The organism is Marivirga sp. (assembly GCF_035704835.1).
GTDB lineage: Bacteria > Bacteroidota > Bacteroidia > Cytophagales > Cyclobacteriaceae > Marivirga.
This window is the reverse complement of the sequence record NZ_DASSWQ010000012.1, coordinates 84,709-100,050: the sequence shown is the minus strand read 5'-3', so window position 1 is coordinate 100,050 and position 15,342 is coordinate 84,709. Positions and strand designations below refer to the sequence as shown.

Annotated in this window: 15 protein-coding genes; 6 read left to right on the top strand and 9 right to left on the bottom strand. The window is 34.3% G+C overall.

Annotation, left to right across the window (positions count from 1 at the left end; translation table 11 throughout):
• Positions 1 to 348, bottom strand: a 348-nt coding sequence (locus VFM92_RS02285) for a phage integrase N-terminal SAM-like domain-containing protein (protein WP_325120573.1), incomplete at its 3' end; no start/stop codon positions are given.
• Positions 349 to 600: 252 nt separating this feature from the next.
• On the opposite strand from VFM92_RS02285, the gene VFM92_RS02280 reads away from it, so the two are divergent.
• Positions 601 to 819: a hypothetical protein gene (locus tag VFM92_RS02280; protein WP_325120572.1), complete on the top strand. Its 219-nt coding sequence runs from the start codon at positions 601 to 603 to the stop codon at positions 817 to 819.
• Between the two features lie 187 nt (positions 820 to 1,006).
• On the opposite strand, the gene VFM92_RS02275 is transcribed toward VFM92_RS02280, so the two are convergent.
• The 3 genes from VFM92_RS02275 to sppA all read right to left on the bottom strand — a co-directional run bounded on the left by VFM92_RS02275 (position 1,007) and on the right by sppA (position 5,945).
• On the bottom strand, positions 1,007 to 2,668 hold the full coding sequence (locus tag VFM92_RS02275) for an alpha-amylase family glycosyl hydrolase (RefSeq protein ID WP_325120571.1): 1,662 nt from the start codon (positions 2,666 to 2,668) through the stop codon (positions 1,007 to 1,009).
• A gap of 462 nt (positions 2,669 to 3,130) precedes the next feature.
• Positions 3,131 to 4,129, bottom strand: coding sequence for a biotin synthase BioB (gene bioB, locus VFM92_RS02270; protein ID WP_325120570.1), 999 nt, complete (start codon positions 4,127 to 4,129; stop codon positions 3,131 to 3,133).
• 64 nt (positions 4,130 to 4,193) lie between these two features.
• Positions 4,194 to 5,945 (bottom strand): signal peptide peptidase SppA, encoded by a 1,752-nt coding sequence (gene sppA / locus VFM92_RS02265; protein ID WP_325120569.1) that lies wholly within the window; start codon positions 5,943 to 5,945, stop codon positions 4,194 to 4,196.
• Positions 5,946 to 6,220: 275 nt separating this feature from the next.
• Here sppA and folK point away from each other — a divergent pair, with 275 nt between their 5' ends.
• The 4 genes from folK to VFM92_RS02245 all read left to right on the top strand — a co-directional run bounded on the left by folK (position 6,221) and on the right by VFM92_RS02245 (position 8,339).
• On the top strand, positions 6,221 to 6,706 hold the full coding sequence (folK, locus tag VFM92_RS02260) for a 2-amino-4-hydroxy-6-hydroxymethyldihydropteridine diphosphokinase (RefSeq protein WP_325120568.1): 486 nt from the start codon (positions 6,221 to 6,223) through the stop codon (positions 6,704 to 6,706).
• A gap of 72 nt (positions 6,707 to 6,778) precedes the next feature.
• Positions 6,779 to 6,985, top strand: coding sequence for a hypothetical protein (locus VFM92_RS02255; RefSeq protein ID WP_325120567.1), 207 nt, complete (start codon positions 6,779 to 6,781; stop codon positions 6,983 to 6,985).
• Positions 6,986 to 6,995: 10 nt separating this feature from the next.
• Positions 6,996 to 7,649, top strand: a complete 654-nt coding sequence (locus VFM92_RS02250) for a hypothetical protein (RefSeq protein ID WP_325120566.1) — start codon at positions 6,996 to 6,998, stop codon at positions 7,647 to 7,649.
• 93 nt (positions 7,650 to 7,742) lie between these two features.
• Positions 7,743 to 8,339 carry an MCP four helix bundle domain-containing protein gene (locus tag VFM92_RS02245; RefSeq protein ID WP_325120565.1) on the top strand — a complete coding sequence of 199 codons (597 nt, stop codon included), beginning with the start codon at positions 7,743 to 7,745 and terminating at the stop codon, positions 8,337 to 8,339.
• 10 nt (positions 8,340 to 8,349) lie between these two features.
• Here the strand turns inward: VFM92_RS02245 and VFM92_RS02240 are convergent, their stop codons facing one another.
• From VFM92_RS02240 to VFM92_RS02220, 5 genes are all read right to left on the bottom strand, one after another.
• Complete coding sequence (locus VFM92_RS02240; RefSeq protein WP_325120564.1) at positions 8,350 to 9,432, bottom strand: aminotransferase class V-fold PLP-dependent enzyme; 1,083 nt, start codon at positions 9,430 to 9,432, stop codon at positions 8,350 to 8,352.
• Complete coding sequence (locus tag VFM92_RS02235; RefSeq protein ID WP_325120563.1) at positions 9,425 to 10,612, bottom strand: MFS transporter; 1,188 nt, start codon at positions 10,610 to 10,612, stop codon at positions 9,425 to 9,427. Before VFM92_RS02235 ends, VFM92_RS02240 begins: the two co-directional genes overlap by 8 nt.
• A 130-nt stretch (positions 10,613 to 10,742) precedes the next feature.
• Positions 10,743 to 11,000, bottom strand: coding sequence for a (2Fe-2S) ferredoxin domain-containing protein (locus tag VFM92_RS02230; protein ID WP_325120562.1), 258 nt, complete (start codon positions 10,998 to 11,000; stop codon positions 10,743 to 10,745).
• Positions 11,001 to 11,081: 81 nt separating this feature from the next.
• Positions 11,082 to 11,735: a response regulator transcription factor gene (locus tag VFM92_RS02225; protein ID WP_325120561.1), complete on the bottom strand. Its 654-nt coding sequence runs from the start codon at positions 11,733 to 11,735 to the stop codon at positions 11,082 to 11,084.
• Positions 11,728 to 13,140 (bottom strand): response regulator, encoded by a 1,413-nt coding sequence (locus VFM92_RS02220; RefSeq protein ID WP_325120560.1) that lies wholly within the window; start codon positions 13,138 to 13,140, stop codon positions 11,728 to 11,730. Before VFM92_RS02220 ends, VFM92_RS02225 begins: the two co-directional genes overlap by 8 nt.
• Before the next feature lie 273 nt (positions 13,141 to 13,413).
• On the opposite strand from VFM92_RS02220, the gene VFM92_RS02215 reads away from it, so the two are divergent.
• Positions 13,414 to 15,342 (top strand): PAS domain-containing methyl-accepting chemotaxis protein, encoded by a 1,929-nt coding sequence (locus VFM92_RS02215; protein ID WP_325120559.1) that lies wholly within the window; start codon positions 13,414 to 13,416, stop codon positions 15,340 to 15,342.

The window sequence follows — 15,342 nt, the reverse complement described above, 5'->3', positions numbered from 1 at the left end:
TCTATCTTCTAAATCATATACCCGAAAGAAAAACCTTAACCCATAAATGGCATGCTTAAAGTAAGTGTCACTTAAATCTTTATTGCTTGCTAGTGTGTAGAGATAACTGTTTACCTCATCAGGATCAAGTTCCAGTGGCGACTTTTTAAAGTACAGGCTGATTTGCGCTATACCTCTGGAATAACTGAAAACAGTGCTCTCAGAATAGCTTTTTAATGTGATCTGCTCTTCAAATTTCTTGATATGATCCGAAAAATGAGGCACTTCTCTCTTGGCTCTTTCAATTAATGTTTTGGCTGAATTAGCCTTGGTGTTTAACCATCCGTAATTTCTACTTAAATTGCTCATAATATTTATATTTTATATCATGAGCTTAACGCTCCGGTAAGTTGAAATACTTCAGCTACCGGAGGTTGAGTTCAACAAAACCTATAATCAATAGCGCCCTGCGGGACGCTACTGCTCATATCTAAACCGTTAGGTTTCATATGCGCATAGTAACAATCATATTATTTTTCAATCTGTTTCAAACTGCAAGGCCAACAGTTCCCAGTAGTTATTGATACGGTTCAGACCAAGGACGAAATAAAAGCTGAAAAAATGCTCGAAGGAGGTTTTGAACTTATTTCAATTTCAAATAACTATCAAGAGTTTAAAATTTCAAATGTCGACCAATTAAACAACGAACATGATTATCGAAGATACAAGTATGTCGAAAAGTATGGTGAATCAAACCCCGTTCCCGCCATGCTCCGCATGGTGGCCTTCAAGTTTATCCCTAGTTTCAAAAGTGGCACAACGGCATTTAAACCGTTTTAACCCGCGTTCTCGCCATGCTTTGCATGGAGGGATTTTAATTTATTAATTATTTCAAAAGTGGCACATTTGTTTAAAAATGCAAACCGTTTTAATTGTTTGAATTCGTGAGCTAATCATTGCTATTTATTTTATGCTGAGCTCTATTAAATACCCGCAAGGTTTCCTAAACCTTGCAGGTATTTTGTTTTTATACTCCTTCTAAAAGCAACAATCTACTGTCTTTCTCAAATGTTAATTTCCCGTTTTTAACGGTTGAAGTTTCTCCAGTATAGAAATTTCTAACTTCCTGGTCTTCTGCAAATACATCATTCACGGCTATTTCTTTGGTATTTTTATCCATCACGACTAAAACTTGGTCTTCAAAATCGTTTTGACTGAAACTTCGGCTAAAGCTATAAGGTGCATCTGATAATTTTTTATGCGTGCCTGCACCAATGGAAGGATGGTTTTTTCTAAACTGTCCCAATTTTTCCCAATGGTTATGTATTTCCTTAATGCTGTAACCCTCTCTTTTTGCATCATTCTCTAGTTCGTCCCAATTCATGAAAGAACGTAATTTTGCATCTCCATTCGCTTCTGCATTAAGTAAACGAGCAGTTTCATCTCCATAGTAAATTTGTGCAGCGCCTGGGGTTAGCATTAGGTAATTTGCTGTATTGAATACGTTGGTTCGGTCAGCATCAAAAGGATTGCCGTCATCATGAGAAGAAAGATAATTCAACACTGATTTTTGTTTCAACTCACCGTGATTAAGGATGCTGTCATAGGTAGAGAAAATTTCATCTGGATTTTTGTCTTTCAACTCCCATTTCAGTGAAAAGTTAATCATGCTATGAAAACCTTCATCAAAGAAATTTACGGCAGTATCTCCATCGTAAGTATATTCTAAGCCATCATATATCGAATAATTATAGATTTCTCCAACCATATAAAAATCTAAATCATCTAATTTCTCTTCAGGGTTTTCATTTTTCCAATCTTTTAATGCTTTCAAAGCTTCAGCATATAACTCTCCCCAAATTCCTGCTTCAGTGTGCTTTACGGTATCCACTCGAAATCCATCTACACCAAATTCTCTGATGTAATCGGTAATCCACTTTATTAAATAGTATTTTGGGGCTCTTGGATAGCCAGTGCGCTCAAAAAACTCATCCAACTCAGCTAATTCTTTATCAAGTCGACCTTCTTTTTCCCATTTGTCTAGTAAGTGTTGTGGTAATTCAACTTCTTCTTCAGATTCAGTTAAAATGTCTGGTAAGTTATCGACTAGAGTACATTTCACTGTGCTTTCCCAATCCTGATAGGTACAAGTTGGGTCAGTTCTTACCCAGCCATCCCAAATAGGATCTTGTTCGGTTACTGGTCCCGTATGATTCATGACTACGTCTAATAAAATTCTGATGCCGTTTTCGTGCGCAGTCTTAACCAATTCACCTAAATCTTCCATGGTTCCGAAATTTGGGTCTAGTGTAGTCCAGTCTTTCGTCCAATAGCCATGGAAACCATAGGATTTACCTGTGCCTTCATCCACTGAGCCATGAATTTGCTCTACTAAAGGGTTAACCCAAATGGCATTTACGCCCAAATCATTAAAATAGCCTTCCTTTATTTTTTGGGTAATTCCTTTAATATCTCCGCCCATAAAACTTCGAAGTTTGGCGCCATCTTGCTCTCTTCCAAAGTTGAAATCATTTGTGCTATCGGCATTATTAAAGCGATCGGCCAAAAGGAAATAGACCGTTGCATTTTCCCACATGAAGGGAGCGTCTGTTTGGGTTGTGTTTTGCTCCTGTGGAGTTTTACAGCCAAAGATCAGGAGTAGAACTAGTAATAAAGGTGTGGTTTTCATAATTATGGTGTATTTAAAAAATTGAAGAATTGAAATTGGTAATAAAAATTGGCTAAGACAATTTTTATTAGGTCTTGTTTATATAAATATTCCGATTAAGCAGATTATAGGTGGGTCATTAGTTATTTCAACCGCATTTGGGAATAGGGAAAGGAATTGAAACTTTGTTTCAATCAGACGAGATTCCTGCCTGCGCAGGAATGACGCACGGAACAAGCTGCGTAAGAGTGAGTCACAGATTAGAGTTATTCAGTTAAATAATTGTAAAATAGAACTGCACTAATAAAATGGTCTAAACCTTTTACTAAAAAGCCATAAAAGATCGTCATTCCTTTGAAGAAAGGAATCTATCCATTTTAATCTCCGATTAAAATATTAAAACACATAGGACTGAGCAAAAACAAAAAAGGGTAGCAATTTGCCACCCCTTTAATTCTTAATTTTATAATACTTAATTCCTAATTAACTGGGTATTTGCTGAAATTCAACAGCAGGCTCACCATTTTTAAAAGACTTTCTTGGCTTTAAATTTAAAGTTTGGAATAATTCCGCATCTTCATTTACTTCAGGATTTGGAGTCGTTAATAATTTATCTCCAGCGAAAATTGAATTCGCTCCAGCCATAAAGCATAAAGCTTGTTCTTCCTGACTCATTCTCACTCTTCCTGCTGACAATCTTACCATCGCTTTTGGCATTGTGATTCTGGCTGTGGCTATCATTCTCACCATTTCCCATACAGAAACTTTCGGTTGTTTTTCCAATGGAGTTCCTTCAACAGGTACTAATGCATTTACAGGCACTGATTCAGGATGCTCTTCCATAGTGGCTAAAGTGTGTAACATTCCAACTCTATCCTTATGTTGTTCGCCTAAACCGATAATTCCACCAGAGCAAACTGAGATTTTCGCTTTTCTCACATTGCCTATAGTATCTAATCTATCATCATAAGTTCGAGTGCTGATAATGTCATCATAATGCTCTTCAGAAGTATCTAAGTTATGATTATAGGCATATAGACCAGCTTCTTTTAGCTTTTGAGCTTGAGATTCTGTTAGCATACCTAAAGTACAGCAAACTTCCATGTCTAACTCATTGATGCCTTTTACCATATCTAATACGCGATCGAAATCGCGATTATCTCTTACTTCTCTCCAGGCCGCACCCATGCAAAACCTAGTACTGCCGTTTTCTTTGGCAATTCTAGCGCTTTCCAGCACCTGCTCTGTAGGTAATAATTTATGAACCTTAACATCCGTATGGTATCGAGCTGCTTGTGGACAATAAGCGCAATCTTCAGGGCAACCACCTGTTTTTACACTTAATAATGTACAAACCTGTACCTCGGAAGGGTCATTGAATTCTCTATGGACAGTAGCTGCCTGATAGATCAATTCTAAAATGGGCTGATTATATATTTTCTCTATTTCTTCTTTGGTCCAATCGTTCCTTATTTCTGTCATTTTAGTTTTTTTATTTTAATTCAGCTAAACTGAGATTTAACTATAATGTAAAAAAAGGGGCAAATTATTTGATTTCCAAATCAAATGGCATTCTTGTTTGCAATCCTTTGTTTTCCATCACGTATTCTAATTCATCTACATAATGTGCCATCTCGCCATAGGTATATTTTTTATGTAAAATTTTAGCAGAAGTTCCCATGTCTTCCAATAACTGCGTGAAGAAAGGTTTCTTTTCAGGATAATACACTTTCATGAAATCGCCTTCTGCTAATCCTGCTGAGTTAGCTGCAATATTAATAGCATCATCAAATCCACCTAATACATCCACTAAGCCTTTTTCTTTTGCCTCAATACCAGACCAAACTCTACCAGAAGCTACAGCTAATAATTCCTCTATTGACATATTTCTACCTTCAGCTGCTTTAGATGTGAAATCTTCATAACCTCTTTCTACAGAATTTTGGATGATCTGTTTCTCAGTATCATTCAAGCTCCGGGTAACGGTATATAAATCAGAATATTCACCTGTACTCACTCTATCGAAAGTGATGCCTAATTTCGTATCCATAAATTTAGATAAATCTGGAATGATGGAAAAAATCCCAATGGAGCCTGTAATGGTATTAGGTTGAGCAACTATTGTGTCACATGCCATAGCCATATAGTACCCTCCAGAGGCAGCGACACTTGACATGGACGCAATCACAGGTTTCACTTGTTTTGCTAGTTTTACTTCTCTCCACATTACATCTGAAGCTAAAGCACTTCCGCCCGGGCTATTAATTCTTAATACGATGGCTTTAATATTATCATCTAATCTTGCTTTTCTAATTTCTTGAGCGAATACATCGGAACCTATTGAACCTTCTCCGCCTTTACCAGAAACAATATTTCCCTCTGCTACTATTACAGCAATTCTATTTGCATTGTATTTATCTGCTACGTAAGATTGACTATATTTTTTGATGGATACAACAGGAATGCTGGCATCTGCCTCAAGTCCAGCAATTTCTCGCATTTTAGTTAAAACTTCGTCATAATAACCTAATTGAGTAACCAATTTATAATTCAAAGCATCTTCGGTAGTTCTTACTTTTAATTGGTCTGAAATGGCTCTTAATTCTGTGGCATCAATTCCTCTTGCACTTGAAATATTATTTATAAAAACGCCATAAATAGAATTAAGAAGAGCACTTAATTGTTCTTTACTTGCCTCACTCATATCTTTTCTTAAAAAAGGCTCCACGGCACTTTTAAAAGTTCCTACTCTAAATATTTGAGGTTCAATATTTAGTTTTTCAAATGTTCCTTTAAAGAAAGTTACTTCAGAACTTAAACCGCTCATTTGCAACATCCCAGCTGGATTCAAAATAATGTCATTTGCAACAGAGGCAACATAATAGCCTGTTTCAGAAAATGTCTCACCATAAGCTATAATTGGTTTGCCTGATTCTTTGAAATCAATTAAAGCATTTCTTATTTCCTCAATCTGAGCAAATCCAGCCAATACATAGGAAGATTTTAAATTGATGCCTTTTATTTTATCATCTGTCTTAGCATGTTCAATGGACTCTATGATATTTTTGAGACTAATCGCAGCAGGTTCATTCGTTAATGCTTGGCTTACTTCTGTAAAAGGATCATCCGAGGTCATTTCAACTATAGGTCTGTTAAGATTAACTTCTAAAAATGAATTTTCAGAGATTTTAACTTCACTGTCTTGAGAGGCAATTCCTGCAAAAATTAAAAAGAAACCAAAAATGAAAACCACTAAGGCTAACAGACTGGCAAAGAATATTTTAAAAAAACTTTTCATGTGTACTTTGTTTTTGTTTTAGGTCTAATTTTCCCAATTGCTTCCTTGAGAGCAATCCATAATTAAAAATTCATTTTAACTTTTACCACACTTATTTAGTGTTTTTATAGCTTCAAATCTGAATTTTTAATATCGATTTCATAAGATTAATTAGAAATTGATTAATAATTAAATTTTAATGCAAAACGAATTTATTTATAATTGCATCACTTTACAAAGTAGCTATAAATTAATTTGATAAAAAAGTATAATTCTATTGATGGCTAAACTTAATTATGGAAGGAATATTCTTACTACTCGGCAGCAATTTAGGTGATAGGTATTTGAATTTATTGCATGCAGTGGAGTCTTTAGAAAAAAAAGCGATTAAGAATGAAAATGTATCTTCCATTTTTGAAACTGCAGCTTGGGGTAAAACCGATCAACAAGCGTTTTTAAATCAAGTATTAAAAATCCAGACCAAATTAAGGCCTCATGACCTGCTCAAAGTCATTTTGGAAATTGAAATTGATTTGGGAAGAGTAAGAAAACTAAAATGGGGTGAGCGTCTCATAGATATTGATATTTTATATTATCATGATTTAGAAATAGAGGAAGATGATTTGAAAATTCCTCATCCTGGCATTCCAGATAGAAAATTTACTTTAACGCCTTTAGTTGAAATTGCATCTGATTTCATTCATCCAATATTGAATAAAACGCAGCTTGAACTGCTGAATAGTTGTAAAGATAATTTGGAAGTAACTAAGTATAATGCCTAAAAATTTTATTGAATTTATTATTTCATTGAAATTATTCTTAACTTAATGAAATAACAAAATATTTTAAAGGATATGAGAAAATACATTTTTTTACTGATTTCAGCTTTTATTTTTTTGATGGCCTCCTGTGGAGGGGCTAATTCGCAGAAAGAATCAACTGAAGCTATAATGGAAGAAGAGAATAATATTGCTTCTGAGGTGGTGGAATCTTCTGAGCAAGCCAAAAAGAAAGCTGAAGAAACAGAAAAGGAAGTTGAGGAATTATTAGAAGACATTTAAAAAGAAAATTATGAAAAGTATTTTTAAAAAATCGGTTATTTATTTGTCCATAAGCCTATTTATGATTGGTTTCCAAGTGGACAGTTTTGCACAAGGTAATTCTGAAAAGGCTAAAGAGGAAAAGGGTATTGCTAAAAATAAGCCATCTGAGGAAATTATTACTGGGGTGGAGAAAGAGCTGGAAAGGCAAAAAGAACTAGAGAAGGAGCATGAGAAAATGCATGAAACGGATAAGCACATGGGTGGCAAACCTCTGCAGAAAAACAAAGGAAATTCGGAAGGGGATGATAAAGGAAATAAGTATGGCAAAATGAAAAGTGATTTGGACGAAATGGAGTTTGCTCATATTCGATCGGAGGAAGCCAAACAGAAAATGATGGCCACTCATAAAAATATGCAAGAAGCATATGAGGCTATAAAGCGTTCTGAAGAAAAAATTGCTGCAGCTAAAGAGAGATTATGGAAAGCTGAAAAAGAAGAAACCATGTCTGACGAGGAAATAGCTGAAAAAAAGGATAAAATTGAAAAAGCTGAAGCAAAGGTAGCAGAAGCTGCAAAGCGATTAGAAATGCAACATATGCAGTTGCATGAAAAAATGATGGGAACTAAAAAAATTGATAAAGAAGAAATTAAAGAAGCCGAAGAGGTGGTAATTGAAGAATAAATATTAAACTTGATTAATCAAAGGCTGCCATGAAACTGACCACGGCAGCCTTTTTATTATTTAGTAATATTGTATAATCAGAACTCAATAAACATGAGACTTTACGATAAGATTAAGTGGATTTTAGGAATATTAATGATTATTAGTTTAGTTATTACTACAAATCTAGTAGATAGGAATAACTTTTTACGAATCAATGCTGCTATAGAAACTATTTACGAAGATAGACTTGTCGTGAAAGATTTAATCCTCAAAATTTCAAATCATATCCATCAGAAAGAAATAGCAGCCATTCGGTCGGATTCTAATTTTTATTCCATTCAAAATGCTCAAATTAACAATGATATTGAAAATTATATTTTAAGTTATGACCAAACTAAATTAACATCTAAAGAAGGAAAGATTTTAGATGAATTGAAGACTAACTTAGTAGAATTGAGGGAAAAGGAATCGGAATTTGTGGAATCAGCTTATAGCCAAAAGACAGCATTGCTTAGTCAATTTCCTGATATTCGAAAAAATCTTGATGCGCTAGCAAGAATTCAATTAAATGAAGGTGGCAGACAACTTGAAATTAGTAGAAAAGCAATGGATACCGTAGACCTATTTACTGAAATAGAAATTTACGTTTTAATTTTTCTTGCCATTGTTATTCAAATAATTGTGATGTATAATCCTAAAAGAGAATAATTAATCTGAATTAAACCCTAAAAGCATCAATCAAATCTACTAACATCTCTGTTTGTTCCTTAGAATGGGTTGGGAAGTTGGCAATTCGCACTTGTTCCTTTTTATAAGCGCCATATCCAGTTCCAATATGAATTTTCTTCTGTTTCAGAAAATCTATTATTAGACTACTATCAAAATCAGTTTTAATAACTTTCACCGTTTTAGAGCGGTGGTTTTCGTTTTTTACAAATTGATGAAGCTGTGGATGTGCTTCAATCACCTGATTTAAAATGGCCGATTTATAATCGATTTCTCTTCTTATCGGTAGAATTCCCTTTTCTATCATATCAGAAGCTACTTTAGCTAATGTGTATATTCCTAAAATATTGGGAGTTTCGGCAGTCTGATATACTTGAGCTTTTTCTACCATATCAGGAAGGCGATGATATGAACCTATAATTTTCCCAGCAGCAGCCATTTTTTTAGCTTTTTCTAGGCAACGATTATTGACTATCCATATGCCTAATCCAGCTGGCAGTCCAAATGCTTTTTGAACTGAAAAATAAAGCGTATCAATATTTTTAAAATCAATTGGGATAACCGGTACCCCTGAAACACCATCAATAGCTAACAATTTATCAGGATATTTTTCTCTTATGGCATTGATAGTCTCCAAAGGGAAGGCAGTTCCACAAGCAGATTCATTCAAACATATCGTAATGAGTTCCACACTTTTGGGCACATCAATTGCATCAAAATCTGGTACAGTGCCGTCTTCTACAATTAATTCATGAGCATCTCTGCCCAAAAGAGTAGCAATTTTGGCAAATCGCTGAGAAAAAGCGCCCATGCTCACATGATAGCTTTCTTTTTCAACGCAATTTTCTATAATTCTTTCCCAGGCTTCATTGGCTGAAGAAGTTATCAGGACATGATAATCTTCAGGAATCGCCATTACTTTTTTAAGGTTTTGCTGACATTCTTTATAAATATCTTTGAATTGCTGACCTCTATGAGAAGTACTGCAAACACCTTTTTTGATGGCAGTTTTTATATGCTCTTCAGCAGTAAAATATAAAGCTGATGGACCCGGGGTAAAGAATAATTCAGACATTGGCGGCTTCTAGACTAATTTTTGACTTTCTCTTATAATCTGACAAAGTTATTCCGAAAAATAGAATCGCAGGAATAACCATACCGATAGCGCAAAATAGGTACATCTGCGATAGCGAAAAAATTTCTACTATATTTCCTAAGAAAAAAGCACCAATTCCAATCCCTAAATCGATGGAAGAGAAGAAGGTGCTGGTGGCAACCCCTCTTTTTTGAGGCTTCACCATATTAATGACCATGGTTTGCAAAGTAGGCATTACAATTCCATTTCCTAAACCTAGAACAAATCCAGCTATTAGAAAGCTTGGTTCGGCTGTACTTTGTGATAGAAGAATTAAGCCTGATATTGTCCCAACAAAACTTAATGCCATCACAAATGCTGGTCCTTTTTTATCCATCATTTTACCTGTTGTAGGTCGAATAATACTTACACCAATGGCATAAATGAAGAAGAACATTCCAGTGCTTTCAATTGATAATTCCTTTGCGAAAAGTGTTATAAAAGACATAATACCTGCAAAAGGGAATGCTAAAAGCAACATGACCATAGAGACTTTTAATACTTTAGGCTCAAAAACATTTTCCCAGCTTAGCTTATTATTTCTATTACTTATTTTAGGATGATTTACGAAAAAAGACATTACAACAGCTAATGAACATAGCACTCCTGATGTGATAAAAAGAACCTGATAGCTTCCTGTTTCTTGTAAAATTTGCAAACCAATCAAGGGACCAATAGCCATGCTCAAGGTCATAGATAATCCGAAAATACCAATTCCTTCGCCTCTTCGACCATCTGGAACGAGGTCGGAAGTAATGGTGCCCCCACCTGTAGTGACTATTCCCCAAAAACCACCATTCACTAATCTTAGGAATAATAAAAAGATGAAAGATGCTGCTAATCCGTATGCTGCCATTACTAGAGCATAGCAAAACATGGCAAAGAGAAATAATTTTCTTCTACCGTATTTATCAAAAGCATATCCACTTAAAGGCCTAACAACTAATGCGGATAATGCATAAATACCGATTATATAACCGACTTTATCTGCACTTTCTCCTAATACATCGGTGACGAATGTAGGTAGGGTAGGGAGTAGAAAATAAAAGGATACTGCCATTAGTAAATAGCTAAAGCAATGCAGTAAAAAATCCTTACTATATAATGGTGCTTTTGTCATACCCAAATATTAAAACAATTTTAGTGTTGCAACATTGAAAATTTAAATAAAGCTAACTACTTCTGAGGAAACTAAGTTTCTCGATGGTGTTAATATTTTGTAAAGAATAGAGTAAAATTAAATGTTTTGATCAGGACTCTTCCAATTCTCGTAAAATGCTGGGAATATCCTTTGGGATGCATTTGTGAAGTAACTTTCCATTGATTACCAAGTTGGGACTCATTTTGCAATAATCCATGCATTTGGTTTTGATAATCTTCACATTTTTTATGTTACGTGCTTTTAATGATTTCTTCAATTCTGATTTTAGTCCTTCACATCCATTTTTCTGACAGTCTTTCCCTGTGCAGATAAAAATATGGTGATTTTGTTTTTGAGTAGGTATCAAATAAACGCTTTGTTTAAATTATTTTACTCTTCAATAGCGAAATAATTGCTAGAAAGTTTTAATAAAGGACACGATTAATTTTTATTCCTGCAATAATCTTTCTTCAGTTACTTTATTAATCAGTTCTATGGAATTTTTAACATCAAGTTTCTGCATCAAATTGGCTCTATGCGTGTCAACTGTTCTGTTACTTATAAAAAGTTCTTCTGCAATTTGATTACTGGTATAACCTTTCATTATTAATTTCACAATTTCTAATTCTCTTTTGGTAAGATTTATCTTGGGTTGAGCAAGTTGCTGTTTTTTCTTTTTTAAGCTGGTTATATAATTATTGACCATTACATCACGAACATCTTTGCTATAGAAACTAATCCCTTCCATTACTTTCTTTACACCATTAATTAGTTCGTCTTTATCAGCTCCTTTGTGAATATAGCCATGTACTCCAGCTTCCATACATGAATTAATATATTGCTCATCCAAATACATACTTAGCATTATAACCTTGGGACTACTTGGAGTATTTAGAATTTCAGGAGCAGCTTCTAGTCCATTTTTATCTGGCATAGATATATCAAGAAGTACAACATCAGGTTTAAGTTCTTTTGCTTTTGTTATAGCTTCATTTCCATTTTTTGCTTCACCAATTACTTCAAATTCCTCTTCTGACTCCAAAAATATTTTAATTCCACTTCGAACTAAATGATGATCATCCGCTAGTAAAATTTTAAGCATAATTCTTTGAATTTATATGTATGATGATGTTGGTACCCAATTTTGAATTACTATCAATATCTATTTCACCTTCCATAGATTTTACTCTATCAATCATATTTACTAATCCGTGGCTTTTGTTATGACCTGCGTTCGCTTGGGTTTTCTTTAAGTCAAATCCTATTCCGTCATCTTCAATAGTTAATATAATTTCTTTAGGTTTCCTGTAAAGTTGGATGGAAACATTTTTAGCGCGAGCATGTTTAAAAATATTGTTTAATGCTTCCTGTACAATACGATAAATATTGATTTTAATCACTTCTAAATCACCATCATTAAGGTTATTAATATAATCAACTTTCAAATCTTTAGAATTGTACGAATTGCATAAATCTTCTAAGCTCGATTTTAAATCGAAAATCTTCAATTTAGAAGGCATCAGGTTTTCTGATATTTTGTGAGACTCTTCTATAGATGCATCGATTAGTTCTACCAATTTATCTTTTACAGATTCGTCATCAATCATACTTCTGGTATTCATTTTAACGACATTCAGCATTTGTCCCAAACCATCATGTAGTTCTCTGCTTACTCTTGCTCTTTCTGCCTCTGCACCTTCTATCTGAGCAGCCAACTTTAATCTTTTTTCAACTTTATCTTTCTGGAGTTTTTCCAAACTTTCCTTGGCATCATTAAACATAATGAGAAATTGTTCTTCTTCATTATTTAGGAATTTGGCATTTGTGATATTTAAATTATTGATGGGGAATTTTCGGCCTGCAAAATTGATGTAAATAATTTCTTGTGCTAATAGTCTGTTTTGAGTTTGGTCTTTCAATAGAGGAATGGAAAGAGGTTCATCTTTAAAATTATATATTTTTATATCCTTACCTAATTTAAATTCTAAGATAATGTCAGCTACTGTTTTAAGTAAATCCGCTGTGAATTTATTGACATATTGAATCTTATTATCCTTATCGATTACAATCAAACAGCTTTTAATATTTTCTAAAATTGTCGATAATAATTTTTGAGAGGCTTTTTTTTGTTTTTCCGCCTCATGTTTATAAAGGCTTAATTCCACATTGCTGAGTAATTCTGCTTCAGAGAAAGGTTTACTTAAGAAAGTCCGAGGGAAAGTAAGTTTTGCCCTGTCAAATGTTTTTTTATCGTTTAAAGCAGTCAGATAGATTACAGGAATATCCTTTATTTTATTGATTTCAATTGAAGTCTCTATACCGTCAAATTTCCCTTCAAGCAATACATCCATAATAATTAAAGCAGGAGTATTTTTTTTAATAAACTGAATTGCTTGTTCACCAGAAGTAAGGATAGCCAAGACATGATAGTGAGCCTTTTGCAATACTTTTTGCAAATGCATACTTACAATCTCTGAATCTTCAACTATTAATATGCTTTTGGACATTTTTGCTATTCGGTTATTCTCAGGGTATTGAATGGGAATTTAATAATAGTCAATTTTCTAATGTACAGCAAAGTTTATGTTGATATTATTTCAATATATTATTGCCTTAAATCTGGAAATAATCTACGGAATTAGTTTTAAGGGACTTTATAAGTATTTATACTGAGTAATAAATCAGTATTAAACACTAAAAAAAAATACATGTTTTTCTCGATTGATTACAATTTGATGTTGCAATAACTTTACATCATAAAAAAATATAATTAAAACAAAATGGTAAAAGCAGCCACAAAATTAGAAGAAAACATAGCCCCTCAATCAAAGGTGGCTTCGTCATCCTATTCAAACGGACAAGATTTAGAAAATCATATTAATGCAGTAAATAATGCGTTCGCATCCATTGAATTTGACCCTAAAGGGTTCATCATTGCTGCAAATCAGCAGTTTCTTAAAACTATTGGGTACTCTTTAAATGAAATAAAAGGTGAGCATCACAGTATTTTTGTTTCTAACGAATACGCGCAGAGTAATGAATACAAAAACTTTTGGAAAGCTTTGGCAGCCGGAGATCATCAAAATGGAGAGTTTCTAAGATTTGATAAAGCTAGAAATGAGATTTGGTTACAAGCATCTTACACTCCAATTCCTGATGAAAATGGTAGAGTGGTAAAAGTTATTAAATATGCATTTGATATCACTGAAAAGAAAAAGATAGAATTAGTAGCTATCGAAACTGCCAAGGAATACGAAAAAGTAAAAGTAGAATTACAAACTCGTATGGAACAAATCGATATTGCTTGCCTAGTTTCAGAATCTGATTTAAAAGGAAATATTATATATGTAAATGATAAGTTGCTGGAGGTAACAGGTTATACTCGTCAGGAATGTATGGGACAACCACACAGCATGTTCCGTCATGCCGATTCTCCTAAATCCTTATTTAAGGATATGTGGTCCACTATTGGTAAAGGAAATATTTTTCGTGGAGAAATTAAAAACAGAAAGAAAAATGGCGATCCATACTTTGTTGACGCCATCATTGCCCCTGTTTTAGGACCAAACGGAAAGCCAATAAAATATATTGGAGTACGATATGACATTACCGAGCAAAAATTAAAAGAGCAGGAAATCGAAAAAGCCATGGAAGAGCAATCGGACGTGATTGAAGTAATCCGTGCGATGGCAAAAGGTGATTTGACGCAAAGAGTTCAAAATGATTCTGAAGTAGCTGCTGAGGTAAACGGTGCGCTTAATAATTTGAATGAGGTTTTAAATAGCATCAATAGTGGAGCAGAGGTAGTTTCAACTTCCTCTGGGAATTTATTGAAAAGAAGCGAGGGCATTAAAAACAGCTCTAATGAAGTAGCTTCTGCCATTTCTCAAATGGCTAAAGGTGCACAAGACCAAGCTTTAAGAACTGATGAGTCATCCAAATTGGTAGATGGTGTGATGAAATCATCTCAGGAAATGCAATCTAAAGCGGACTTTATAAATAAGACTGCTCAAGACGGACAAAAACGTTCTGAGGAAGGCTTGAAAATCATCAAGAATTTGGTGGAGAATATGACAGGAATTGATAGTTCTGCCATGAAAACGTCTCAGTCCATAGCTATTCTAACTGAAAGAGCGGAAGAAATCGGTAGAACATTAAATGTCATCACTGATATCGCTTCTCAAACCAACTTATTGGCATTGAATGCTGCAATCGAAGCTGCAAGAGCGGGTGATGCAGGTAGAGGTTTCGCGGTAGTTGCTGAAGAAATCAGAAAATTAGCAGAGGATTCTAGAAAATCAGCTGTGGATATTGAGAAAATCATCAGTGATGTTCAAAAAGATACAGTTTCTGCGGGAAAAGCAATAGAAAGCATGCAGACTAGCGTGAAAGAAGGTGGAAATGCCACTAAGAATGCAGAGAATATCTTCATAGAAATTGCAGGCTCTAGTGATATTACTTTCCAACATTCAAAAGAAATTTTGACCGCATCAAACGGACAAAAAGAAGCAATCGAAGCTGTAGTGAAAAACATCGAGCAGATTGTAGTAGTGGCGGAAGAAACGGCTGCCGGAACTCAGCAAGTTGCAAGTTCTTCTCAAGAGTTAAATGCAGGTATGATGGAAGTAACCGATGCCAGCAATCAGTTGAGCAAAATTGCAGAAGAATTGAAATCAGGTATTAAAAAATTTACTTTAACTAAAGTTTAA